The sequence below is a fragment of the Flammeovirga sp. SubArs3 genome, from assembly GCF_947387565.1.
Classification (GTDB): domain Bacteria; phylum Bacteroidota; class Bacteroidia; order Cytophagales; family Flammeovirgaceae; genus Flammeovirga; species Flammeovirga agarivorans.
This window is the reverse complement of sequence record NZ_CANDOA010000003.1, coordinates 341052-367267: the sequence shown is the minus strand read 5'-3', so window position 1 is coordinate 367267 and position 26216 is coordinate 341052. Positions and strand designations below refer to the sequence as shown.

General features: G+C 32.7%; 23 protein-coding genes. 9 read left to right on the top strand and 14 right to left on the bottom strand.

Annotated elements, in window-relative coordinates; all coding sequences use genetic code 11:
• Positions 1-174: 174 nt before the first annotated feature.
• Positions 175-1455 carry a UDP-N-acetylmuramoyl-tripeptide--D-alanyl-D-alanine ligase gene (gene murF, locus QL232_RS10575; RefSeq protein ID WP_281614094.1) on the top strand — a complete coding sequence of 427 codons (1281 nt, stop codon included), beginning with the start codon at positions 175-177 and terminating at the stop codon, positions 1453-1455.
• A 39-nt stretch (positions 1456-1494) separates the two neighbouring features.
• Here murF and QL232_RS10570 read toward each other — a convergent pair whose 3' ends face one another.
• The 3 genes from QL232_RS10570 to QL232_RS10560 form a co-directional block, all read right to left on the bottom strand.
• On the bottom strand, positions 1495-3642 hold the full coding sequence (locus tag QL232_RS10570) for a GH92 family glycosyl hydrolase (protein WP_281614093.1): 2148 nt from the start codon (positions 3640-3642) through the stop codon (positions 1495-1497).
• An 80-nt stretch (positions 3643-3722) separates the two neighbouring features.
• Positions 3723-5096, bottom strand: coding sequence for a signal recognition particle protein (gene ffh / locus QL232_RS10565; protein ID WP_168883118.1), 1374 nt, complete (start codon positions 5094-5096; stop codon positions 3723-3725).
• Positions 5097-5207: 111 nt separating this feature from the next.
• Complete coding sequence (locus tag QL232_RS10560; RefSeq protein ID WP_281614092.1) at positions 5208-5708, bottom strand: hypothetical protein; 501 nt, start codon at positions 5706-5708, stop codon at positions 5208-5210.
• Positions 5709-5811: 103 nt separating this feature from the next.
• Here QL232_RS10560 and QL232_RS10555 point away from each other — a divergent pair, with 103 nt between their 5' ends.
• The 3 genes from QL232_RS10555 to QL232_RS10545 all read left to right on the top strand — a co-directional run bounded on the left by QL232_RS10555 (position 5812) and on the right by QL232_RS10545 (position 7898).
• Complete coding sequence (locus QL232_RS10555; protein WP_281614091.1) at positions 5812-6084, top strand: hypothetical protein; 273 nt, start codon at positions 5812-5814, stop codon at positions 6082-6084.
• 100 nt (positions 6085-6184) lie between these two features.
• The gene (locus QL232_RS10550) at positions 6185-7402 is read left to right on the top strand and encodes a bifunctional 3,4-dihydroxy-2-butanone-4-phosphate synthase/GTP cyclohydrolase II (protein ID WP_168883115.1); all 1218 of its coding nucleotides are present in this window, start codon (positions 6185-6187) and stop codon (positions 7400-7402) included.
• A 70-nt stretch (positions 7403-7472) separates the two neighbouring features.
• A complete protein-coding gene (locus tag QL232_RS10545) occupies positions 7473-7898 on the top strand; it encodes a redoxin domain-containing protein (protein ID WP_281614090.1) in 426 nt (141 codons plus the stop codon).
• Here QL232_RS10545 and QL232_RS10540 read toward each other — a convergent pair.
• The 3 genes from QL232_RS10540 to ftsH form a co-directional block, all read right to left on the bottom strand.
• Positions 7884-8633 carry a phenylalanine 4-monooxygenase gene (locus QL232_RS10540; protein WP_281614089.1) on the bottom strand — a complete coding sequence of 250 codons (750 nt, stop codon included), beginning with the start codon at positions 8631-8633 and terminating at the stop codon, positions 7884-7886. The genes QL232_RS10545 and QL232_RS10540 overlap by 15 nt on opposite strands.
• Before the next feature lie 100 nt (positions 8634-8733).
• Positions 8734-8958: a hypothetical protein gene (locus QL232_RS10535; RefSeq protein WP_168883112.1), complete on the bottom strand. Its 225-nt coding sequence runs from the start codon at positions 8956-8958 to the stop codon at positions 8734-8736.
• Between the two features lie 3 nt (positions 8959-8961).
• Positions 8962-10932 carry an ATP-dependent zinc metalloprotease FtsH gene (ftsH, locus tag QL232_RS10530; RefSeq protein WP_168883111.1) on the bottom strand — a complete coding sequence of 657 codons (1971 nt, stop codon included), beginning with the start codon at positions 10930-10932 and terminating at the stop codon, positions 8962-8964.
• Positions 10933-11224: 292 nt separating this feature from the next.
• Here ftsH and QL232_RS10525 point away from each other — a divergent pair, with 292 nt between their 5' ends.
• Positions 11225-12163 (top strand): tetratricopeptide repeat protein, encoded by a 939-nt coding sequence (locus QL232_RS10525; RefSeq protein ID WP_281614088.1) that lies wholly within the window; start codon positions 11225-11227, stop codon positions 12161-12163.
• Between the two features lie 13 nt (positions 12164-12176).
• Here QL232_RS10525 and QL232_RS10520 read toward each other — a convergent pair whose 3' ends face one another.
• The 8 genes from QL232_RS10520 to QL232_RS10485 all read right to left on the bottom strand — a co-directional run bounded on the left by QL232_RS10520 (position 12177) and on the right by QL232_RS10485 (position 20291).
• Positions 12177-13943: a tetratricopeptide repeat protein gene (locus QL232_RS10520; RefSeq protein WP_281614087.1), complete on the bottom strand. Its 1767-nt coding sequence runs from the start codon at positions 13941-13943 to the stop codon at positions 12177-12179.
• Positions 13944-14073: 130 nt separating this feature from the next.
• Positions 14074-15078, bottom strand: a complete 1005-nt coding sequence (locus tag QL232_RS10515) for a sugar phosphate nucleotidyltransferase (RefSeq protein ID WP_281614086.1) — start codon at positions 15076-15078, stop codon at positions 14074-14076.
• A 20-nt stretch (positions 15079-15098) separates the two neighbouring features.
• On the bottom strand, positions 15099-15533 hold the full coding sequence (dut, locus tag QL232_RS10510; protein WP_281614085.1) for a dUTP diphosphatase: 435 nt from the start codon (positions 15531-15533) through the stop codon (positions 15099-15101).
• 1 nt (position 15534) lies between these two features.
• Positions 15535-17058, bottom strand: coding sequence for a polysaccharide biosynthesis C-terminal domain-containing protein (locus QL232_RS10505; RefSeq protein ID WP_281614084.1), 1524 nt, complete (start codon positions 17056-17058; stop codon positions 15535-15537).
• A gap of 77 nt (positions 17059-17135) precedes the next feature.
• Positions 17136-17912, bottom strand: coding sequence for an enoyl-CoA hydratase-related protein (locus tag QL232_RS10500; RefSeq protein WP_281614083.1), 777 nt, complete (start codon positions 17910-17912; stop codon positions 17136-17138).
• 93 nt (positions 17913-18005) lie between these two features.
• Complete coding sequence (locus QL232_RS10495; protein WP_281614082.1) at positions 18006-19016, bottom strand: tetratricopeptide repeat protein; 1011 nt, start codon at positions 19014-19016, stop codon at positions 18006-18008.
• Between the two features lie 46 nt (positions 19017-19062).
• Positions 19063-19869: an OmpA family protein gene (locus tag QL232_RS10490; RefSeq protein ID WP_168883103.1), complete on the bottom strand. Its 807-nt coding sequence runs from the start codon at positions 19867-19869 to the stop codon at positions 19063-19065.
• Between the two features lie 128 nt (positions 19870-19997).
• Positions 19998-20291, bottom strand: a complete 294-nt coding sequence (locus tag QL232_RS10485) for a hypothetical protein (RefSeq protein WP_168883102.1) — start codon at positions 20289-20291, stop codon at positions 19998-20000.
• A gap of 145 nt (positions 20292-20436) precedes the next feature.
• On the opposite strand from QL232_RS10485, the gene QL232_RS10480 reads away from it, so the two are divergent.
• The 4 genes from QL232_RS10480 (at position 20437) to QL232_RS10465 (ending at position 26177) form a co-directional block, all read left to right on the top strand.
• Positions 20437-21774, top strand: a complete 1338-nt coding sequence (locus QL232_RS10480; RefSeq protein WP_281614081.1) for a tetratricopeptide repeat protein — start codon at positions 20437-20439, stop codon at positions 21772-21774.
• A 73-nt stretch (positions 21775-21847) separates the two neighbouring features.
• A complete protein-coding gene (gyrB, locus tag QL232_RS10475; RefSeq protein ID WP_168883100.1) occupies positions 21848-23788 on the top strand; it encodes a DNA topoisomerase (ATP-hydrolyzing) subunit B in 1941 nt (646 codons plus the stop codon).
• Positions 23789-23860: 72 nt separating this feature from the next.
• Positions 23861-24805 (top strand): lysophospholipid acyltransferase family protein, encoded by a 945-nt coding sequence (locus tag QL232_RS10470; protein ID WP_281614080.1) that lies wholly within the window; start codon positions 23861-23863, stop codon positions 24803-24805.
• Positions 24806-25112: 307 nt separating this feature from the next.
• A complete protein-coding gene (locus QL232_RS10465; protein ID WP_168883098.1) occupies positions 25113-26177 on the top strand; it encodes a type IX secretion system membrane protein PorP/SprF in 1065 nt (354 codons plus the stop codon).
• The last annotated feature ends 39 nt before the right edge of the window (positions 26178-26216 follow it).

Here is a 26216-nt window from a genome sequence, read left to right as displayed (position 1 = left end):
TTGTAAAAAAAGTAATTTATAAAAATTATTACCCTACAAATTTGCATTAATTATTTAACATAATTGAATGATTAGAGGATAACATAAAAATGATTTTTGTCAGTTTTTAATTTCTTGTTTATTGCATTAACAAAATTATCTTATCAGATTGCATTAAAAATTAGACTTTTTATAATGAAAATTGAAGAAATATATAAGATCTTTCTGAGTACCAGTGAAGTATCAACTGACTCAAGAAATATTAATAAAAACTGTCTTTTTTTTGCTTTGAAAGGCGGAAATTTTGATGGTAATAAATATGCTAAAGGTGCAATTGAGAAAGGAGCTGCTTTTGCGATTGTTGATGACAGATCTGTTGCTGAAAATGAGCGATTTATCTTAGTCGATGATGTTTTATCAACATTACAAGAACTAGCAGCATACCATAGAGATCAATTTGACATACCTGTTATTGCGGTGACTGGTTCTAACGGTAAGACGACTACGAAAGAAATCCTGCTTCGCATATGTGAAATGACTTTCAAAACTCATGCAACAAAAGGCAATTTCAATAACCACATTGGCGTCCCTCTAACATTACTGGATATGCCCAAAAATACTGAAGTGGCTTTAATTGAAATGGGTGACAATCATGTTGGCGAAGTTGCTGAACTTTGTAAAATAGCAAAACCAACTCAAGGGTTCGTTACCAATATCGGTAAAGACCATATTGAGGGCTTTGGTAGCTTTGAACAAAATATAAGAGCAAAGAGTGAAATCTTTGACTACCTGATAAAAAACAATGGAATTATATACATCAATTCTAAAGATGAAATTCTAAAAAACATGTCAAAACGTATGAAGAACCCAATACTTTATGGTGATGAATACGATTTTGCATTTTTAGAATTTATTGAAGTTAATCCATTTATTGTATATAAAGACAGGCAAGAAAATATTATCGAAACCAATCTATTTGGTGCTTATAATTTTGAAAATATTCTCACTGCTTTTACTGTTGGAAAAAAATTAGGGATTGAACCAAATGTTATGAATAAAGCAATAGCTTCTTATTCTCCATCCAACAACAGATCTGAGATCGTTAAAACAGAAAACAATACATTAATTCTTGATGCTTACAATGCAAACCCATCATCTATGGAAGTCGCCTTGAAGAATCTATCTTTAATTGATAGTGATAAGCAGAAGTATGTTATGTTGGGTGATATGTTCGAATTAGGAGAAATATCCTCTGAAGAACATTCCAACATCATTAATCTTGCACAAACATCAGGTTTTAAAGAAACTTTCTTTATTGGTGAACGTTTCTCTGAGTTCAATCAGAACAATAACCAATTTTTTCAATCGAAAGAGGAATTTATTGATTATTTAAAATCTCAAAATATAAAAGATTCCATCATTCTAATAAAAGGTTCAAGGTCTATGGGATTAGAAGCTTTAAAGGAAGTGTTGTAAAAAAGAAATGGCGATCTATTCTAGGTGATCGCCATTTCTTTATTTAAACTCTAATACACCACCACTCATTATCTGAGGATAAGTAATTATTCTGTCCTTTATTTCTTTTCCATTATAAGTAATTTTTGTTACGCTCTCTCCTTTTGGTACTGATGATCTTACCTCAAAAACAAGATCATCCCCCAATAAGATTTTTGCATTGGAAACTTGTGGTTTCATAATGACAAATTCAGAGTTCACTGGGTTGACAGGATAAAAACCCAGAGTTGAAAAAATATACCATGCACTCATTTGTCCACAATCATCATTACCAGTGATACCTCTTGGTGTATTATCATAGAATTCATCATAGATTCTCGATACTAATTCTTCTCCTTTTTCAGGTTTATCAGAGTAAGCATATAAATATGCAATATGATGAGATGGTTCATTTCCATGAGCATATTGTCCTATCATTGCTTCTTGTCCTAGATGTTTATTATCGTCATTAGATTCGGTACTAAAAAAGTCATCCAATAACTTTGTGAAGTTGTCTTTTCCTCCTAATAACTCTGTATATCCTACAACATCATACTGCATTGGAGTCCAAGTATATTGCCATGCGTTTGCTTCGGTGTAGTCTCCTGGATTATTCATTGGAGATGTTGGCGTAAGTGGATCAAAGGGTGTTCTGAACTTACCACTTGAATCTTTTCCTCTCATCAAACCAGTACTTTCATCAAATAAGTTTTTATAGAACATCGATCTACGAGTAAAAGACTCATGCAACTTTTCTTTCCCCATCATTTCCGCCATTAAAGAGATACTGTAATCATCGAGTCCACTTTCTAACGTTCTTGAAACAGATTCATTATCAATTAGATCAAAAGGATAGTAACCGTATTTGTTATACATTTCCCAATCTGAGTTCAAATGACGCACAATTGATGATTCTACCATTGCATCTAATGCCTTATTCGCATCAAAATCACTAAATCCTTTTACATAAGCATCTACAATTACAGGAATAGAGTGATTACCAATCATGCAATAGTTTTCTTGTCCCCAAGCAGTCCAAATAGGTAAAAAACCTTGTTGCTGACTATGATCTATCATCGTATTGACAAAAGCATCTACTTTTAATGGTGTAATTAAGGTATATAATGGATGAGCAGCCCTGTAGGTATCCCATAATGATAGTGTAGAATAATATTCTTTATTATACCCTTTATGTATTTCATCATCCGGACCTCTGTATTTACCATCGACATCCGCAATGTTGGAAGGTTGTAAGAACAGATGATATAGACTTGTATAAAAAATCTCTTTATGCCTTTTGGAAGTTTCTTCAATATCAATTTTTGATAAATAGTTATTCCAAATTTCTTGAGAACTTTGTACTACTTTACTAAAATTCCAATGTGGTAGTTCAGTATCCATATTCTTAATAGCTCCTTCTACACTCACTGAAGATAAGGCAACCTTAACCAATAAAGAGTCAGTCTTAAAATTGATAATATACTTATCTGCTTTTTCTTTATTATGTTTTGAGAATTTTTCTATTTCTTGTATTGGGTGATCAAACTTAATATGAAAGAAATATTTTCTTTCTACCCAATTCTTGGTATGTGCATATCCTGAAATTGAATTTTCTTTTGTATTAATTTCAGAGTTTGCTTCAAGAACTAAATTAAGGCTATCAACTGTAAATCTTAATCCATGTTGAAGGTTAATATATATGTTGGCCTTATCGTTTGGAAAAGTATATCTGTGTAATGCTACTCTTTCTGTAGATGTTAATTCTGCCTTAGTTTTATTTTCAAGTTCAACAGAATAATATCCTATTTCAGCTTTTTCATTTAGCTTACGGGTTTTACTGTTGCTTGTTGTAAAAGGTAAAATCAGAATATCTCCAAATTCACTAATCCCTGTACCACTGGCTCTTGTTTGAGAAAATCCTAAAATTGTTGAATCTTTTAGTTGGTAACCTGAGGTATAATCCCAACCTTGACTTGTGTTATCTGGTCCTGGCTGTACCATTGCAAAGGGCCTGCTTGGTCCTGGAAAAGTATGTCCGGTTCCATCAGTACCAATGAAAGGGTTAACATATTGAGTATAATCAGTGGTATTATTTAACTGTGTTCTTTTATTTGTAGGTTGACATCCAATAAATGTTACAGTTAAAAAAAATAGAAGGTATTTATTCATTTCTGGGTTATTTTCATTCAATATAAAAAAAGGTATCAAGTTTATAAAACCTGATACCTTTTATATTTTTTAGAGATCTACTATCTTTTCTTTTTTCCTCCTAAACGATTACGAAGAGAACCTTTTTTCTGTCCTTTACCTTTTTTACCCATACCAGGGATACCAGACATTTTGTTCACTTTCTTCATCATTTTACGCATCTCTTCAAACTGCTTGATCAAGTTATTCACTTGTTGTACTGAAGTACCAGAACCAGCAGCAAGACGTTTCTTACGAGATTGATCCAAAGAATCAGGATTTTGTCTCTCATAAGGAGTCATTGAATTGATGATCGCTTCAACAGGTTTAAACGCGTTAGAATCAATTTCTTGATCTTTAACCATCTTATTTAAACCAGGAACCATTCCAATCAAATCTTTCAAATCACCCATCTTCTTAATGTGCTGAATTTGAGAAAGAAGGTCATTGAAATCAAATTGGTTTTTACGAAGTTTCTTGTTTAGACGTTTTGCCTCTTCTTCGTCAAAAGCTTGTTGTGCTCTTTCAACTAATGAGATAACGTCACCCATACCAAGAATACGTTGAGCCATACGGTCAGGGTGGAACTCATCTAAAGTGTTATCTAACTTCTCACCAGTTGAGATGAATTTAATAGGTTTGTCAACTACTCTTCTAATTGAAAGTGCTGCACCACCACGAGTATCACCATCTAACTTTGTAAGAACTACACCATCGAAGTTCAATCTATCGTTGAAGGCCTTAGCTGTATTTACAGCATCTTGACCTGTCATTGAGTCTACTACGAATAACGTTTCTGAAGGATTAACAGCATTTTTCACTGCTTCGATTTCCTTCATCATTTCTTCATCTACAGCTAAACGACCCGCTGTATCGACTACTACTATTGATTTTCCATTTGTTTTTGCAAATTTAATAGCATTTTCCGCGATAGAAACAGGGTTCTTGTTTTCACGCTCAGTGTAAACATCTACACCTATTTGCTCACCAAGAGTTTCAAGCTGATCGATAGCGGCTGGACGGTAAACGTCTGCAGCTACTAATAATACTTGTTGTCCTTGCTTTTTAAGTCTTGCACCTAGCTTACCAGTAAAAGTTGTTTTACCTGAACCTTGCAGACCAGAAATAAGAACAGTTGCAGGCGATCCTTGTGGAGAGAAAGGTGTCATTGTGCCACCCATTAGCTCCGTTAACTTATCGCTTACAATTTTAGTAAACAATTGACCTGGTTTAACGTCAATAAGGATATTCTGACCTAACGCCTGCTCACGAATTTCATTCGTAATTTCTTTTGCTACTTTAAAGTTTACGTCGGCCTCTAAAAGAGCTCTACGAATTTCTTTAACAGTTGACGCTACGTTGATTTCACTAATTGACCCCTCACCTTTCAGATTCTTGATCGCACGGTCAATTCTATTACTAAGATTATCAAACATATATTTTTATATATCTTTTCTTGTATTATTACTATTTCAGTTTAGCTCGCAAAAATAAAATTTCTGCTTGTCTTTTACAATTAAATATAAGACATCTTCATCAACTAAAACTTATTTTTTCCAATCATTAAAGATAATGTTTGCAATTATCTTGGGTTCGAAATAAGAAAACTGTCCAAATTCACTATCACTTAATTCCTTTAGTAAGTTAGTTATTAATGGATTAGCACCATCAACTTTAAGCTCAAGCAATGCTGTAGGATAATGTATAAAGCCCATTGCCTCTAAAAAATCAATAATTTCAAATTCATCAAAAAAATAGTGATTGGGAATTTTATGGTACTCTTCATTTTCATCATCTACTTTAGCAATAGCAAAAAAATCAGTGTATTTATTCTTAAACAGTAAATACAATTCATTATTAAATTCTATGATTTGATAAGTATAAGAGTATCTGTCTGAAAATTGGATGTTAGCTTTGATTGAGAAAAACGACTTTACCGTTTCTTCCCAAAGAGATAAATCTATTGTTTTATTTTCTGATTCAACAAACCCTGTAATTCCTTTTGGAAGTCTGTAATTGATCAGTTTTTCTTCGTTAAATGGCTCCATTTTAAAATTGTTAAGCTTGAATTTATTGAAATTTTAACGGATTTATTAAAAAGTCTCCTCATTCATTTTACCTTTGCACTCGATAAATCAATAAAACGGTGATATGTTAAAAAGATTTATGGGATTAGGGGCCTTAATTGGTATAGGTTTAGGTGACCTGATTTACAAGTATTATCCGAGTATTCCAAGAGATACTCTTAATCATAAGACAACGATATTTATTAGTTGTGCTATCTGTATTTTTCTTGGTACTCGATTATATGAATTTAGCAAGGATAGAGATGATAAGTGGCTCCAATCTAGTGCATTAATTATTTACATGATGGGTGGACTTATTTTAATTGGCAGTCTTGTATTAACTACATTTATTAAATAGTGAATATTCATTCTTTTATGTATATCGCACTTTTTCTCGTAACTTTGTTATAACACATATAAAATTTATTGGATTAAACATCCTTACTCACATATAAGAAATGGCAGAAAAATTTAAATTAGACTCAATCGAAGATGCTATTGAAGCAATCAAAAATGGAGAGATTGTTATTGTAGTCGACGATGAGGATAGAGAAAATGAAGGTGATTTTATCTGTGCAGCAGAAAAAGTTACGCCTGAAATCATCAACTTTATGTCAAAAGAAGGTCGTGGCTTAATTTGTTGTTCTCTTTTAGAAGACAGATGTGAAGAGCTTGGTCTTGAATTAATGGTGGGTAAAAATACCGCTGCTTTCGAAACGCCTTTTACAGTTTCAGTTGACTTGATTGGTCATGGGTGTACAACTGGTATTTCTGCTAGTGATAGAGCTAAAACTGTATTAGCATTGGCTGACCCTAATGTTGATCCAGCTATCCTAGGTAAGCCAGGACACATTTTCCCACTAAAAGCCAAAAGAGGTGGTGTGTTAAGAAGAACTGGACACACTGAGGCTACAATTGATTTAGCTCGCTTGGCTGGTTTAGAACCTGCAGGTGTACTTGTTGAAATCATGAATGATGATGGCAGCATGGCTCGTCTTCCAGACTTGGTAAAAGTAGCAAAGAAACACAACCTGAAATTAATCTCAATTGAGGATTTAATTCAGTATCGTTTAAAATTAGAAGATTCTCTAGTAGAAGAAGTAATTGGTGTTGATATGCCAACTGAGTTAGGACACTTCGACTTAAGAGCTTTTAAACATACAACTACAGGAGAATTACACTTAGCTTTGATAAAAGGTGATATTTCTGGTGATGAACCTGTAATGGTTAGAGTTCACTCTTCTTGCGTTACTGGTGATATTTTTGGATCGTGTCGTTGTGATTGTGGACCACAACTTCATGGAGCTATGGACATGATCGAAAAAGAAGGTAGAGGTATTATTTTATATATGAACCAAGAAGGTAGAGGAATTGGTTTAGTTAACAAACTAAAAGCTTATAAGCTTCAAGAAGAAGGTATGGATACCGTTGAAGCAAACAAAGCGCTTGGTTTCAAATCTGACCAAAGAGACTACGGTGTTGGTGCTCAAATTCTTAGAAAATTAGGCGTTTCTAAAATGAAATTAATTTCTAATAACCCTAAGAAAAGAGCTGGTTTAATCGGTTATGGCCTTGAAATAGTTGACAATGTAGCTATTGAAATCACTCCGAATAAATTCAACCAAAAGTACTTAGAGACAAAAAGAGACAAAATGGGTCACAATATCCTTAAGTAGTCTTTTTATTAGATATACATAGAAAAGGCTGTTCTTTTATGAACGGCCTTTTTTAATTGGTTTAATCTTAATGAATAATCCACTTTCAAATATAGAATTAAGAGATAAAGACGGTATTCTTTATAAGCTATCTTTACTTAAAGAAGAGTCTTTCTCTTTGATATTACTTAATTCCGTAAGTTCTTTACGCGACATTTCTCATTTAGATCTGCTAGCTAAACATTTTGAAGAGCTCAAATCAAATAAAACCTCTCCTATTGTTATTGTCTCACAACCTGAATCTCATTTAAGTAAGTTTATCAAAAAAAATAAATATTCTTTTCCAATACTTTCTGACCCGTCCAGTAGAATCTCAAAGATTTTAGATTGCCACATCAAAAAATTAAAAACTTCTCAAAGAGCTACGATTATATTTGAAGAAAAATATAAAGAAAGGGATAGATTCATTTTCATGTCTACCCCTCAAAAACATTTGGATTTCTTACTGAATCACTAGTTCATCGTTATTTACTTTCTCTAAAAGTTCATCAAGTTCTGATAGTGAGTTATGTAAATCTTTGTACGATTGTATTACCCAATACTTCTCTTGAAACTTGTCCTTAATATATGGTGTCTTTAATATTTCCAAGACATTAAAGTCTACCCTTTTCGGAATATCACTATGTAAACTATAATCCGATTCTCCTTTGGAGGATAAAATTCCAGCTCCATAAATTCTTAAGCCTTCCTTTGTATTAATCAAACCAAATTCTACAGTATACCAGTAAAGTCTAGAAATCAATTCAATAATATGTTCATTGTCAATATATTTCAGAGCAATGATACTCATATCTTCCAAGAACTTACAAAAATCTTGATTGGCTAATAATGGAACATGACCATATATATCATGAAACATATCTGGTTCCTCCAAATAATCTAATTCACTTAGTTTTCGAAACCATGAAGATGATGGGAATTTTTTTGCTTTTAGAAGCTCAAAAAATTCTTTATTTGGGATTAGTCCTGTTACTGGAGAGATACTCCATCCGGTAACTTTTAGCAAACTTTTATCAAGATCATCAAAGTTTGGAATTTGGTTTTCTGTAAAACCAATTACTTCAATTCCTTTGAAAAATTCCTTTTCTGCTAAGTTGGGCAGCATTTTCATCTGCCTTTTAAAGAGCGTACTCCATACGGTCAGGTCTTCAGAAGTATACTTCTCATACCCTTGGTCTTTTACAAAATACATGTGTTTATCGTTTGAATTGGTGTATGTGATAGTTAGTAAAAAAGGACTGCAGTTTTACTACAGTCCTTACAATATGAAAAAAAATCTTGACAAAAGGGAATTATAAACCTTGAATTTTCACATTCAACAAGTTCAGTCTCTCCCTTGATTTCTCCTTTAAGTACTCTAATTGAGAGTCATCTATCTGATAATCATCGATTAAATTTTCAATGAAAATATCAAATGAAATTAACTCATTATTTATACTACCAGACTTGATAAGTTCCTTAACAGCTTTAGCTTCTCTACGGATAAACTCATCAATTTTACTTTCCTTTCTAATCATTGATTAAACATTTCTTGGTCCAAGAATATCAACAACATCTTTTTCATCTAAGATCTCTTTTTCTAATAGGATCTGTGCTAGTTTCTCAAGATCATCAATTCTTTCTCTTAAGAAATCTTTTGTCTCTTCATAGCATTTCGCAATGATCTCAAGAGATTCCTTATCGATTTGTTTTTCAAGATCTTCTGATCTTCTCATTGATTGACCACCATTACCTAAGAAATTATTCTGACCTTCTTTCTGAAGAGATAAATTCGGGAAGTTATCACTCATACCATATACTGTAAGCATTGAGTTGACAATTCCTGCAACTTTTTCTAGATCATTTGATGCTCCTGTTGAAATAGCTCCAAATTTAATTTCTTCTGCAGCTCTTCCACCTAAAAGGCCTTTAATTTTTCCTAATAGCTCACCTTTACTCATCAAAAACCTATCTTCAGTTGGAGCTTGAAGCACATATCCTAATGCACCCGAACCTCTTGGAACTATTGATACCTTTCTTACAGGATCAGCTCCTTTAGTAAAGTGACCAACTATTGCATGACCGGCCTCATGATAAGCTACAGTTCTTTTCTCATTATCATTGATTACCGCATTTTTCTTTTCTAAACCGGCAACAACTCTTTCGAATGCATCAAAGAAGTTTTGATGATGTACTTCAGATTTACCTTCTCTTGCTGCTAGCAGTGCTGCTTCGTTACATAAGTTTGCTAGATCGGCCCCAACAAAACCTGCTGTTTGAGCGGCTATCTCTTCTAAGTTGACATCACTACCCAATTTAATTTTTCCAGAATGTACTTTAAGGATCATTAATCGACCATTTAAATCCGGTCTATCCACTTGTACCTGTCTATCAAAACGACCTGGACGCAATAACGCTTTATCTAATATTTCAGGTCTGTTAGTTGCTCCCAATACGATTACAGTTTGGTCAGCAGCAAAACCATCCATTTCTACCAATAATTGGTTTAAAGTATTTTCTCTTTCGTCATTGCCTGACATTCCATTAGATGATCGGCTTTTACCAATGGCATCTAATTCATCGATAAATATGATACAAGGAGACTTTTGTTTTGCTTGAGTAAATAGGTCTCTAACCCTTGCTGCACCGACACCAACAAACATTTCTACAAAATCGGAACCTGATAAAGCATAAAATTGCACACCTGCTTCACCAGCAACTGCTTTGGCTAGTAATGTTTTACCTGTACCTGGAGGGCCTACTAATAAAATTCCTTTTGGAATTTTAGCTCCCAAGTCTGTATATTTTTCAGAATTCTTTAAGAAATCTACTACTTCTGTAAGCTCTTGTTTGGCTTCATCACAACCTGCAACATCATTGAAATTGTGCAAGTGTTCTGCATCAGATGCATAAATCTTAGCCTTACTTTTACCAACATTGAGGTAGTTGTTTCCACCTCCTCCCATTCCGCCGCCTTTCGACATTCTACGGAATACGAAACCCCAGATTAAAAACAAAAGGCCGAAAGGAAGTAACCAATTAGAAAAGAAGTTACCTAACCAATCATTTTCTATTACTCCTTTATAATCAATGCCATGTTTTTGTAGATCGTTCACTAGATCTTTATCCTCTAGTTTGATCACATAGAACTGTCTCGCTAGGTCTTCTTTACGTTTTTCGTAATCAATTCTCCATGGAGCTGCTTTCCCTTCAGGGTTTAGGTTCCATAGTTCATTTTTCTTTGTCGCTGTCTTGGATGTATCAGCAACCACTTCCTCTTTTGCAGCTGCTTTTTCTATTGCTAAACTATCTGATGACTTTTTAACCTTACCATATATTTTGTCATCTGATATAACTATATGTTCAATTCTTCCAGCTTCAAGACTATCTCTAAATGAATTATAAGACATTTCTTTTACACTAGGTCCGGAAAAAAAGAGGGTTTCTAAAAATAGCATTCCACCAAGAATACTTAAAAAGTACCAAATAGAAAATTTTGTAGTGCTTTTCATTAAATCAAAATGTTTGAAAAAAGAACAATCAACACGTTTTAGGTCAATCTGTTTGTTTACGTATGTTAAGAATCAAGTTAAGTATAAATCTTTATAAATAAAAAAGCCTGACGCTACAAGCGACAGGTTTTCTACTAGTGTCAAATTAATTATCTTAAAAACGTACGTGTACGTTATATATTTCAATATTAAATTTTTTATCTTTCGTAATGCAAAAATATTAAAACTTTGGCTGAAACCAATACTTTTTGGAACAGTTATATTGTTTTATTTAAAGATATAAATTTTTTCTATGTTTGAAATTACTCCTTTTGTTTTCTCTTTCAAAACATATAATGAAAAGAAAAAAAGTAATTTTTTAATTCCAAAACTTGGAAATGTCAACGAACAGGGAATAACCTTAAGCAATGAGTTAATTTCCTTTCATGATATTCTACGTACAACTTACTATAGAGGTTATCTTGTTATCACTTTTGATAATTATCCATTACTAGGTAAACAAACTTCAGAATGGTACATTCAGAAGAATAACTGTATTATCATTAAATCATCAATGATTAAAGATATTAAGCTAGCGTTTAATGTTTTTAAATCTAGATTTGCTCAAAAAACTAGAACTTGTGGTCATTGTGAGAACGAGATTAATTGGGACAAACATCTTGAAAGTCAATATCATTACTGCGATGAGTGTCATTCAATCAGTGATAAACACGGCCTTCTCATGAGTAATGGTGAAGAGTTTGACATTTGTCCTGAGACTGGTTATTGGGACCGTTTAGGAATTCGTAGACAATATCAATATTTTTATTTTGACAAGAAGTTATACTGGAACTATAATAAATATTATGGTGGCGATAATCTAGGTATTGAATTCTTCCATAATAATATCTTGAAAAATCTTATGTTTTTAATTGGAGTACCCGGTACTCTAATAGAATTCTATAAAGCAAATCAAGGCCACCACCCTGATTTTACAGAATTAGCTGAAGCAAATTTTGCTAGCCGATGTGGAGAAATAAAAGAAGCTGCAGATTTATATACAAAGATGCAAATGAGATTTCCCTATTTTCCGGCTTTACATTATAATCTTGCTATTGCATATTTGCAAGTGAATAATATTGAATTAGCAAAACGATATTTCCAAAAGTCATTAGAAGGATGTTCTAACTATACTCCGACTTTAAAGGTATTAAAGTATTTATCTGAGAAAGAAAAAAAAGGAAGCGTTTAGGCTTCCTATTTCTTTATTCAATATATTTTTTTTGGTTGATTTTCTGATTTAATTGATCTGAAACTTCTCCACCTAATTTCTTAGCCTTTTCCCATTGTTCTAATGCCTCCTCGGTTTTACCAAGCTTAATCAGTACATCTCCATAATGTTCAATTACAGTTGATGCTTGTGATATATCAGCAGCCTTTTTGAGATACTCTTCAGCCTTTTTGTAATCACCTTTTACAAATAAAACCCATCCATAAGTGTCTAGATAAGTATCATTTTCGGGTTCTGCAACAATCGTCTGATAAGACATTTCCTCCGCCTTCTCTAAATTCTCTTTCCTCAAGGATAAGTAATAAGCATAATTATTTAAGACATAAATATTTAAAGGGTCAACTTTTAATACTTCATCATATTTAGTGAAAGCTTTAGCATAATCATCCATTTGATAGTAAGTATCACCTAACTGAGAATTAAAATCAATTTTCATTGAAGGGTCAACTACTAACTGTAAGCCTTGAGTAAATATCACTTCTGCCTCATCATAATCTTTCTTCTGCAATTTTGCAGATCCTGAATAAAGATATAATAATGCTTGGTTTGGAAAATATTCTATAGCCATATCTGCATGTTTATCAACAGAATCCACTTGTTGTAACTCCCAATCTATAGATATTACTTGCTTCCACAGCTTGAAATTATTAGCATTTTTCTCTAAAGATTTTAAGTAATAAGTTCTTGCTAAATCATATTTCTTCTGACTAATTAAAAAATCAGCATTTAAAGCCATTAATCTGTCATCATTAGGGTGAGCCCCCATGGCAATATTGATTAATTCTTCTGCCTCAAACCTTTTCTTTTCATTGTATGAGAACTGTAAATACCCTGCTAGGATATTAAAACTTTCGTCGGTAAGTTGATCACTACAACCAAATGCTTTTTTCAACTCTTCGTAATAGTTTTCTGACTCGCCTTGGTTTCTATATATATTAGCCATTAAAAAATGACCTTCTCCTTCATTGGGATTATTCTTTAGAATAGGCTCTAACATTTCTAATGCTTCGTCTGTACGATTATTTCCTAAAAGTAGTCGCACCTGAGAATATTTAAATGTCAATTCATCTGGATAAGCATTGATTAATTTTTGTCCTTCCTTTAAAGCAGCTTCCAAGTCTCCTAATCGAATATAAATTCTTTGTTTTTGACGAACAATAACATCATTAATACCATACTTTTCTTCACCTATATCAAAATATTCGATAGCGTTGCGTGGTGCCCCCATTTGTAGGTAAAGCATGGCAATTTGGAAATAAGCCTCTTCATCGTCCCCAGTCACCTCAATCTGTTTCTCTAAAACCATTAAAGCATCTTTTAACAGGTTTAGAACTTCATAGTTCTGAGCTACTAATTTGTAATAGTATTTGTTTTCAGGATCTAGTTCTAAAGCTCTTTTAGAAAATTGTAATGAACGTTGGTAATTTTCAATTTTAGAATAAGCTAAAGCTGTTTGGTATTTAATACCATCATCTTTGGGATTTAAATCATTACATTTCAAGAGTAATTCTAATGCTTGATCATATTCTTCTAAAAGATATTCATTAACAGCATATATAAACAACTCTTCTGCTTTTCTTAGATCTTTTTTAGAGGGTTCTTCAATAGATACTACTGGGGTTTCTTTCTTTTTCTTAGACTTTTTCTTCTTTTTACGTTGTGCAAAAGCAGTGTCCGTAGCCGCAAAACCTATAAAAAGGGCTAATAATATGGTATATATTCTAAAAGAGTTTTTGTTCATAAGTATGTTTTACCCTCACAAAGTCAATCTATGTATTTTACTATATATAAATCTACAAAAAACATAAATGAAAAAAACAGCGAAATATAAATATTTCGCTGTTTTCATCTATAAATAAAGATTTTTTTAGTTATTCCCTAACTGAAGTAAAGTCACCAATACTTAAATCTTTCGATCTACCTGTATATACAACATGGTTACCTACTACTGAGTTTTCAATATTTACTTTTCTGATGTCGGTATCTTCTTGAACAATTGAATTTTGAACAACAGAATTTTCAATATTAGTATTTTTACCTACAGACACATATGGTCCAACTACAGCATTTTTAATCACTGTATTTTCACCAACGTATACTGGGCTAATCAAAACAACATTATCTAAAACAGCAGACTCATGTACTAATTCTTGATCTTGAATGTACGTTAAATATCTTTGGTTAGTATTAACGATGGCATCTTTATTACCACAGTCTAACCATTCATCTACAGTACCGGGCTTCAATCTTGCTCCTTTTGCTTTAAGATTTTCTAAAGCTCCAGTTAATTGATATTCACCATCATTCATAATATTATTATCTACTAAGTATTGAAGCTCGTCTCTTAACTTCTCACCTTCTTTGAAGTAATAAATACCAATGATTGCTTGATCAGATACAAATTCTGAAGGCTTCTCAACAAAATCAGTAATGATTCCGTCATTATCAAGTTTCACTACACCAAATGCTGAAGGATCTTCAACTTTCTGTGTATAGATAATACCATCTTCAAATTTATCAATCGCAAAATCTGCTTTAAATAAAGTATCAGCAAAAGCTACAATAATATTACCATCCATACTATCACCCGCACATAAGATGGCGTGAGCAGTTCCTAATGGCTCATCTTGGTAATAAATTGTCCCTTTAGCACCTAATGACTCAGCAATTTCAACTAACTCTTTTTCAACAACTTCACCGAAATCACCAATAACAAAAGCAATTTCTTCTAACTTTTCATCAGACATTGCAGCTAAATCCTCAACTAAACGATGAACGATTGGCTTACCTGCAATTTTTACTAATGGTTTTGGGGTAGTTAAAGTATGTGGTCTTAAACGGGAACCACGACCAGCCATTGGGACAATAATTTTCATATTATATTTTATTTAAAAAGTTATTTTTTTCCAGTACTTCCATATCCTCCTGCACCACGCTCAGTATCAGAAAGTGTTTCTACAGGTTCCCACTCAACAGTTTCATGTTTTGCGATAACAAGTTGAGCAACTCTTTCACCGTCTTTCACCTCAAATGGCTCATTTGAAAGATTAACCAATAAAACACCAATTTCTCCTCTGTAATCTGCATCTATAGTACCAGGAGCATTTAGCACACTTAAACCATGTTTAAAAGCCAGACCACTTCTTGGACGGACTTGTGCTTCATACCCTTGAGGAAGTTCAATATAAAGACCCGTTGGTACTAAGACTCTTTCTAATGGAGCTAATACCTTAGATTCTGATAATACTGCTCTTAAATCAAGACCTGCTGACAGCTCAGTTTGATACTCAGGTAAAGCATGATGGCCTTTATTAATTACTTTTATCTTCATTTTATTTTTTTAGTATTTTCTTCTGCACAATTTGTAAGGTAGACACTATGAACTGTCTTTCCATAAAAAATACAATCAGCAAGAATAATGCAAAGATAGCATTATGAATAAATATAGACTCCCAAAATCCATTTATAGAAAGTTGGGAAAGCAAAACTAAAAAGCATCCTCCCATAATCAAATAAAATGATATCATTTTTACATTATATGGAATAGGATAATATTTTTGACCAAGCACGTATGCTAATATCATCATACTCAAATAGCAGACAAAGGTTGCAATAGCACTACCATAAAAACCGAAATATGGAACTAAAAGAACATTTAATGAAATTGTGAAAAGTGCTCCAATAGCGCTTATCAATGCACCATATTTTGTGTTATCAGTTACTTTAAACCAAACTGACAAGTTATAATACATACCAAGGAATAAGTTTGCCATTAGTAAAATGGGAACAACAGGTAATCCTACTAAATATTCCTCGCGACGAATTAGAATGGGGGCAATAACTTCCAAATTTGCAGAAACTGCAACTACCATTACCATAAGTACTATAACGAAATAATACATGATTCTTGCAAAAACTTTTGGAGAGTCTTTCGAACCCGCTTGATTAAAGAAAAAAGGTTCTGCAGAATATTTATACGCCGTAACTGTAAACGTTACAAAAATTGATAGTTTATAACAAGCAGCATATACACCGACAGCATAATCCGCATCACCGAAACTATAAAACCCTTCAGGTAATAGTAATGGAATTAATAGTCTATCAGAAACTTCATTAATGGCAAAAGCAACTCCTGCAAAAACTAAAGGAAAACCATAAGAATAAAATGGTTTCATTGATTTCCAAGACCATGAAAACTTGAGTTTAATAAACTTATCCATGAATAAGATCATGATAATTGCTTTAGAGATCAAATTTGCAAGGAATGCATAACCCAATCCTAATGAAGGATCATAAATTTTTGACACAAACTCAGTAATAAAACTATCTGAATTAGTTTCAACGATACTTACACAGGTAACTAAGAAGAAATAATTTAAACCAACGGTTAATACTACTTCTATAATTTTTAATACAGCAAATCTTTTCGCTTGACCATCGATTCTAAGACTTGCAAAAGGAACTACTAATAGAGTATCAATCGCATATAGTAAGGCAAAAAACTTCACATATATATCACTGTTTTCAAAGCCTAAAAGTGTTGAAATTTGACCTGAAAACAACCAAAGAATACTGGAGAACACTACTGATGTAATGATCAATGAAGAAAGTATTTTAGAAAAAACTTCTTCTTTATCACTACCTTCTTTTGATGCAAACCAGAAGTACGTTGTCTCCATACCATATGTGTATATCACATTGAAGAAAACCGCAAAAGAATAAAAAATAGAAACGATTCCAAACGCATCAGGATCAAAAACCTTAGTATGAAGAGGTACTAATAAATAATTTATTAACCTCATTAACACTGTAGTTAATCCGTAGATAACAGTATCTGATAATAATTTTTTTAACATGAGTAGTTTTAAAAATAAAAACCTCTTTGTTCAATTTCATACTGAACAAAGAGGTTTTATATATAATTATATTTCAATTACTTACCTGTAAAATTAGGCTTTCTTTTTTCTAAAAATGCAGATGTACCTTCAGTGAAATCATCTGTTTTTATTGCACTTGAAAAAGCATTCGCTTCAGTTTGGTATCCAGATGCATTTGTATGAGCTGCATTGATACAATCAATGGCATGTGACACTGCAATCGGAGCTTTCGCTAAGATCTTTGCTGCGATCTCCTTTGTTTTATTCATTAACTCATCTTGTGAGACTACATGATTTACCAAACCGATTTCATGACCTCTTTTAGCAGAAATCATATCTCCAGTAAGAATCATTTCGTTAGCAATTCCTTTACCTACTAGGATTGGCAATCTTTGTGTCCCACCATATCCAGGTATTATACCTAATGATACTTCAGGTAAACCAAACTTTGCATTATCAGATGCAACACGAATGTGACATGCCATAGCCAATTCACAACCTCCACCTAAAGCAAAACCATTAACAGCTGCAATGACAGGTTTAGGACAATTCTCAATACCATTAAAAATCTCCTGGCCTTCTTCCGAGAATTTTCTAGCATTTAGTTCATTCAGGTCTTTAAATTCTGAGATATCAGCTCCTGCAACAAAAGCTTTCTCTCCTTTTCCTGTAATGATCACAGCTCGAATTTCTTCTTCATCATAAGCCATGTCGAATGCACTCTTCAGTTCTTGTAATGTTTTTCCGTTAAGTGCGTTTAGTTTACTCTCTCTATTAATAGTGATTGTAAGTAAACCATCGTTCTTTTCTAAAAGAAGATTTTGATAATCCATGTGGTATTAATTTCCTTTTTTTGTTAGCGTTTGACTGTGATTAAAGTAATTTATTAGCTGATCAAACTCTATTCTACACTAATGTATAAAACCTTATTTACATTTCAGATAAATTTCTTTATCTATTTCCATGTTTTTTGATTTTAGATAGCTGATATATTCACAAATAGAAGATTTTTCTTCTAAACTGATCATTTGAGTAATTATTTCCTCCAATTTTTGAGCCTGTCTTCCTTCAGGAATATTCTCAGTTAATAGCTTAGTTGCTTCTTGGTATTTTTTATTAAGAATCAATGAAGAATAAACAGAAGTCTCCTTTGATGCTAACTCTTCATTATAATAAACAGCCATATTAAATGCATCTACCGATTCTTTGAAGTTTTTATCATTTAAATAACTTCGACCTAAATTTATACGATAAACCGAATTTGTGGGAATGATTTCGATAGCTTTCTCAAAAAACTTAGATGCTTCACCATAATTCTTTTTTTGCATTTCTACCATCCCTAAATTATTGAAAGCTTCATGTCTCTTATGATTAATTTCAATTGCCATTAGTGAATAATGAAATGCAGAGTCTAAAATCCCGATATGATAAAATACAAAACCTAAATTGGTGTATAGAACATCACTAATTCCTGATATTTGCTTCAACTGTTTAAGGTCAGCAAGTGCCGCTTGAAAATCCCCTTTCTCTTCTAATAAGGTTGCTCTATTAAGTAATAATGATGTGTTTTCTGGATTACATGTAAGCCCTTTACTTACTGTATTTATCGCTTTATCTAAATCTTTTAATTTATAATATACGTTGGCTTTATTCTGGTACGCATCTTCTAAACAATTATCCTGTTTTAAGGCTATGTTATATGCATTTAAAGCCTCATAAGTTTTACCTTGTCCATCATAGGCAATTCCTAGATTATTCCATGCTTCTGTAAAAAGAGAATCCTCTTCTAAAGCTAATTTTAATTGGATTTCAGCTTTTTCAAATTCTTTCATTTGTAAAGCATCTCTACCTTTTATAAAAGATTGATTTCTTTTGGCATTTTCAACACAACTAAAAAATGCAAGCGTTAGTAATATTAAGGTGAAGTATTGTTTCATATAAATAAAAAAAACCGATCCATTATTGAATCGGTTACAAATATATCTAGTTGATTGCTTTTATCGAAACTCTACGGTTTTTCATTCTACCTTTTTCATCATCATTTGATGAAATCGGCCTTTCAGAACCCCATCCAACAGTTTCCAATCGATTTGGATCAATCCCTTTCCTAACTAATTGCTTTTTTACTGCAATTGCTCTATTAAGTGATAGTTTCTTATTGGCTGATACACTACCTACATTATCGGTATGCCCTTCTATACTTAGTTTAAGTTTTGGAGCATAGCGTTTTAACAACATTGAAAGTTCATCTACCGTCTGTTGAGAGGCTTTTGATAATGTTGCACTACCTGTTGCAAATTGGAAATATAAATCTACTGAACCTTGTGATTTCAACAATTCCAACATTTCTTGTGCAGTCTCGGCCTCTTGAATTCTATCTTGACCAATAATGGTTACCGTATATGAATCTCCATTTTCATGAGTTTCAATCACGCACCAAAATTTCTTATTGTTCGATTTTACTTGAAAAGATCCATAATTATCTCCTTTGAAAAGGGGCTTACCTCTTAAAGATCTCACCTTATCAAAATAAGTTTGCAAAATCTGTTGTCCATCTGGGTGACGCTCTCCTGTAGCCTTAAAAGTTGCAAAAGTTTTATTACCACTTAATGGAATAATATCCACATCACTCATTGGGAACTCTATTTCATCAAATTTCACTTCGCTATAAAGTAAATCATACCCTCCTAGCTTTAAAACCAAAGGGTTAGATGTTACATCTTCTTCTTGAGCATTAGCATTAAAAGAAAAGAAAATGAGTAAAATATATAATGAAAAAAATCTTTGCATTATGATTTATATATAATTTGATAATTGGAATAATAGTTTTGTAAGCAAATTACGTGCAAAGTATTACACATTAAAAAGAAAAGCCACCCTAAATGGATGGCTTCTATAATTATACTTTTGTAAATTTCTTAATTTAACGAGAAGGTTGGCACTGCTGGTGAGGCCATTTCAGATATACTCAACTCCATGATATTCATCTCCACAAAGTCATAAAGTTTAAATGCAGTGAGTATATTGTCTACTTCGTCAACTGAAGTCGCATCTAAAGTCAACCAAGCCTTTTGTGCGTCGTCAGATAACATAAAAGATGATATAATTCCCTGATTCATCATTTCTCCGATCTCAGTATATTGAGATGGAAGTAAGTCAATAAGATTTTGATCTAGAACTTCAGGTAAAATTATTTCAACAATAAATTTCATATGATTTTTCAGAATTATTAGACGACAAGATTATCTAAAATATTTAACGATTCCAATTTTTTATCGTTGCTTTCACTTAATGTTATTAAAATTTGATGGCCTTTTAACATCAAATTGATAGATTTGAATTTTACTTAATGAGTTCATGAGAGATTTTTTCATCAAAATACTTTTCATATTAGCAATATTTGTGATAACACCTGAAGTGTATAGTTCTACACATCAAAGTGTTACTTACGATGAAAACTATCTTTACCCATATCTTAAGGTGTTATTATCACCTAATGAAAATTATCCACTCCCTAAAGTAATTTCTGAATCGGAATATTCTGAAAATGAGCTCATCATAAGAGGCTTATGTGAGATGAAAAATGCCCAATATTGGAGTGCATTTTGGGATTTAAAAAAGGCCTATCACAATTCACTGAAATCTTTAGAAGAGAATGAATTGGACACCTTAAAAAGATTAAATGTTGGAATGATATCTGTTGCTTTAGAAGTTGTTCCAAATGAATATCACTGGCTTAGAAATTTTCTTGGCTTCTCTCCTATAGACCCCAAATTATCAAGGGATCTTATTTCTGATGCAAAAAAATCAAAGGATAGAATCACAAAATTTCAGGCTTATACCTCAGAGTTACTAATCAATACTTACTTTTTAAAAAACTATGAATTAGCTAACTCATTGCTAATTGATTATGAAAATAACTTTAAAGATTCAGCTATCGCCCAATGTGCCATTGCTTGGGTGAATTATAAACTAAGGAAACCAAAAAAAACCATTTCTTATCTCAATAAAATAGACATCAAAAAAAACCAATGGTTTGGATACTATAATTACCTAAAAGGTAGCAGTTACTATTACCTTACTAACTTTGATTCAGCTAATGTCTACTTCAATAAATATTTATCTAAAACAGAAAAAGATTATACTAAAGATATTTATTATAAAAAACTGATCTCCTATTGGTTAGAAAATAATACTACAGATAGTATTCAATATTTCAAAGAGATGGTGATCAATAAAGGTACAGCCCTTATCAGTGTTGACAAATATGCAATTTCATTCGTCAAAAAAGATGAATTACCTAACGCTGATATTATGTTCTCTAGAATACTATTTGATGGAGGTAATTACAATGAATCTATTAAGAAGTTAAAAGGAATAAATATCGATAGTTTAAATCATTTAAATCAATTGGAATTTTATTATAGATTTGGGCGAGCAAAACAAGAGTTAAATGATACTACTTTTGCAATAAATGCTTATCTTAAAGTTTTGGAATTGGGAGGATCTAAACCAAAAGAATATTATCCTGCGAATGCTTCTCTAAACTTAGGGCACCTCTATGAAGGCCTTAACGAAGATGAACAAGCTCGATTTTTTTATAAAAAGGCTATATCATATCCCAAACATCCTTATAAAAATAGTATTGATTCAGAATCCAAAAGAAGATTAAAAGCCTTGACTGCAAGTAACTAAGTTTTTAGACCCTATTAGGGGTTGTAATTAATGACAAAAAAGGGTAGCTTCGCAGATATTTTTTAGTAAAGATATGGAAGAAAAAAAAGACAATTATTCAGCCGGTAATATCCAGATCCTTGAAGGATTGGAAGCTGTTCGTAAAAGACCAGCCATGTATATTGGGGACATTGGTATTAAAGGTCTTCATCATTTAATTTGGGAGGTTGTAGACAACTCAATTGATGAAGCAATGGCTGGCTATTGTACAGATATATATGTAACTGTAAACGAAGATAATTCAATTACAGTTTCTGATAATGGCCGTGGTATTCCTACAGACATGCACCCGAAAGAGAAAAAATCAGCTCTTGAGGTAGTAATGACTGTACTACATGCCGGTGGTAAATTTGATAAAGACACTTACAAAGTATCAGGTGGTCTTCACGGTGTTGGTGTCTCTTGTGTGAACGCATTATCTACAGACTTAAAGGTAACAGTTCATAGAGGCGGTAAAATATTCCAACAAGAATATAAGACTGGTATTCCTCAGTACGATGTTAAACAGATTGGAGAAACTGACATCACAGGAACAACAGTTCAATTCTGGCCTGACTTAAGTATTTTCACTCATGGCGTTTATAACTATGATACTATTGCATCTCGATTAAGAGAGCTTTCATACTTAAATGCTGGTATTACAATTCACTTAAAAGACCTTCGTCAAAAAGATGAGGATGGTGAGTTTGTAGGTGAAGTATTCCATTCTGAAGGTGGTCTTAGCGAATATGTTGCATATTTAGATAATACAAGACAATCACTTCTAGCTACTCCTATTTTTATGGAGGGTGAAAAAGCGAATATTCAAGTTCAAGTGGCAATGACTTATAATACGTCATTCTCGGAGCATGTATTCTCTTATGTAAACAACATTAATACTTACGAAGGTGGTACTCACGTAGCAGGTTTTAGACGTTCATTAACAAGAACTTTAAAATCTTATGCAGATTCTACAGGTTTATTAGATAAAGTAAAAGTAGATATCTCTGGTGATGACTTTAGAGAAGGTTTAACTGCAATTATTTCAGTTAAAGTTCCTGAACCACAATTCGAAGGTCAAACTAAAACAAAATTAGGTAACTCTGAGGTTTCTGGAGCGGTAGATTCAGCTGTAACTGAGACATTAAAAACGTTCTTAGAAGAAAATCCAAAAGAGGCTAAAAATATTGTACAAAAAGTAATTACTGCTGCTCAAGCTAGACATGCTGCTCGTAAAGCAAGAGAGATGGTACAACGTAAGAACGTTCTTACTGGTACTGGTCTTCCTGGTAAATTATCTGATTGTACTGAAAAAGATCCTGCAGTTTCAGAATTATACCTAGTGGAGGGTGACTCGGCAGGTGGTTCTGCTAAGCAAGGTCGTGATCGTATGTTCCAAGCTATTCTTCCATTAAAAGGTAAAATCCTTAATGTTGAGAAAGCTCAAGAACACAAAATCTACGATAACGAAGAGATTAAAAATATCATTACTGCATTAGGTGTTCGTTTTGGTACTGAAAACGATGAAAAAGAACTTAACTTAGAAAAGTTACGTTACCATAAAATCATTATTATGACCGATGCCGATGTCGATGGTTCACACATTAGAACATTGATTTTAACTTTGTTCTTCCGTTATATGAAACCATTGATCGAACAAGGATACTTATATATTGCTCAACCTCCTCTTTACTTAGTGAAGAAAGGCAAGCAAGAAAAGTATTGCTGGTCTGAGGATGATCGTATGAGAGCTATCCAAGAATTTGGCGGCGATGAAGGAAAAGTGAACATCCAACGTTATAAGGGTCTTGGTGAAATGAACCCAGAACAACTTTGGCACACAACTATGGATCCTGAATTCCGTAGTATGAGTAGAGTGGATATCGAATCTGCCGCCGAAGCTGATCATTTATTCTCTATGTTGATGGGTGACGAAGTTGCTCCTCGTAGAGATTTCATTGAAAGAAATGCTCGTTATGCAAAAGTTGATGTATAACCAATAGCTATCAATAAATATTCAGGCAACGGACGGAGGTTCGTTGCCTTTTTACATTTAAGATATATATTAATGAGTCAACATAAGGGTTGGAAAAAAGTTAAATACGAACTTTTATATCAATTAATCAAAGGGTTAATTAAACTCGCTAATTGGGCACCAAGAAATATGTTAATGTGGTCTTTTGGAAAACTTGGAGGTTTAGTGTACTACATTATGCCTAAAACAAGAGACCTAACCTTAAAGCATCTCAAATATGCTTATGAAAATGAGCTTAGTGATGCTGAAATACAAAAAATAGCAAAGAAGGTTTTTTCAAATTTAGGTAAAAACTTTACTGATATTGTACGTTACCCTTCTATTAGAACAAGAGAAGAATTGACGGCTGTAATGGAAGTTGAGGGTGAACAACATCTAATTGATGCTTACAATAAAGGCAAAGGAGTAATTTTATTGACCTGTCATAGAGGTGCCTTCGATATGGTAGGTTTTTATCTTAGTATGAGTGATTATCCTTGTATCGCAATTGGAGCTAAGTTACATGATGAAAAATTAAATGATCTTGTAGTAAAGACGAGAAGGCATAATAAAAATGACCAAGCTGACTTTGTTGAAAGATCTGATCCTAGAGGAAGTATTAAAATGTTCAAAAAGTTGAAAGATGGCGGTCTAGCTTTCTTGCTTATTGATCAAGATACTGATAAAGTTCAAAATACTTTTGTGGACTTCTTTGGAAAACCTGCTGCTACTCCTATTGGCGCTGCTACATTAGCGTTAAAAGCGGATTCAGCAATTATTCCTGCTTCGATAAAATTACAAAGTAATGGTAAGCATTTACTAGAGTTTAGACCTGAAGTTCCTCTTGAGAAAACTGGAAACTTAAAAGAAGATATTAAGACCAATACTCAAAATATGTCATTGGCACTTGAAAAATTTATACGCGAAGCTCCTGACCAATGGGTTTGGTTTCATGAAAGATGGAAGACCAAACAAGAAGAAGAAGTAAGCAATTCCTAAAAAATGAATTTTATTCTAGATTTGAAGAACTGATTTCAAGAAATTGAGATCAGTTTTTTTTTACACAAATGTTTGATATCAATACAAAAAGGAAATTATCACTTTCAAAAAGTACTATTTCTACAATTAACAATATTACATATCAAAATATCACTAGTAAGAAGAGACTCAAAATAATACAAAAATAATGAAACTTTTTTTTACAACTGAATTTCGAAAAAAACTCTGCAGACGTAAGTTGTAATACAATTTAGAAGAAACGATTTTTTTTCAGAATACGTTTTGTAAGTAAATCACCTAATTACTTATGAGACCTAATTTTAAAAACTATTTCTGCTTTATCTTTCTCACAACCAGCATACTCACAAGCAGTTATTTATTCGGACAAGACACTCAGTTTTCACAATACTATGCTACACCATTATACCTTAATCCTGCCCTAACAGGATCAAGTCAGGAAACACGAGCCATCATCAATTATAGAAACCAATGGGTAGGACTACCTGCCGGAATACAGTCTTTTATGGCTTCTTTTGATCACAATTTTAAGTATAAAAGATTTTCACTCGGAGGATATATAAAAAATGATAGCTATGGTGTAAATGAAGGAACTCCATTACAGCATTCTACTTTTACTGTGTCTGGCTCTTATACTATTCCTATTTCAAAATATGTTGGCCTTAATGTTGGCTTACAGGTTGGTTACGGACAAAATAAACTTGATTTATCATCATTAGTTTTCAACGATCAGCTAGATTCCTTTGGTTTTACGGGCGGAGGAACAAACGAACCATTTGTTCATACCCAAGTAGGTTATGCAGATGTAAATACTGGAGCCATGTTGTATGGAGAAAAATATTGGGTTGGTTTGGGACTATATCATGTAAATACTCCTAATATTTCATTCATTGGAGAGCAAGCCTACTTACCTGTAAGAGTATCAATAGAAGCTGGGTATATGATACCATTAGAATTTAAAGGGCATCATACACATATTCCAGATTACCATCGAAAATCATTTACATTCGCAATGCATTATCAATCTCAAGGTAAAAATGATCAACTGAGTTTAGGTATGTATTTCCATTACCAACCCCTATTAGTTGGTGTATGGTACAGAGGTTTACCATTAATAAAAGGAGCTGAAAAAGACAATGCAGTAAACCATGATGCTGTTGTTATTTTGACAGGTATAAAAGTCGGAAACCTTAACTTTGGTTATAGTTATGATGTAACACTATCTGACTTACCTCAACAACATGCTAATTCTCACGAAATTAGTCTTCAATATACTTTTAATCTATACAAGGACTATAAAAAGAAACCAAAAAGAAAACCGATGGATTTACCTTGTCCATCTCCTTTATTATAAGAATAGTACAATTTTTTTATTCTCTTTCAAGATATTACT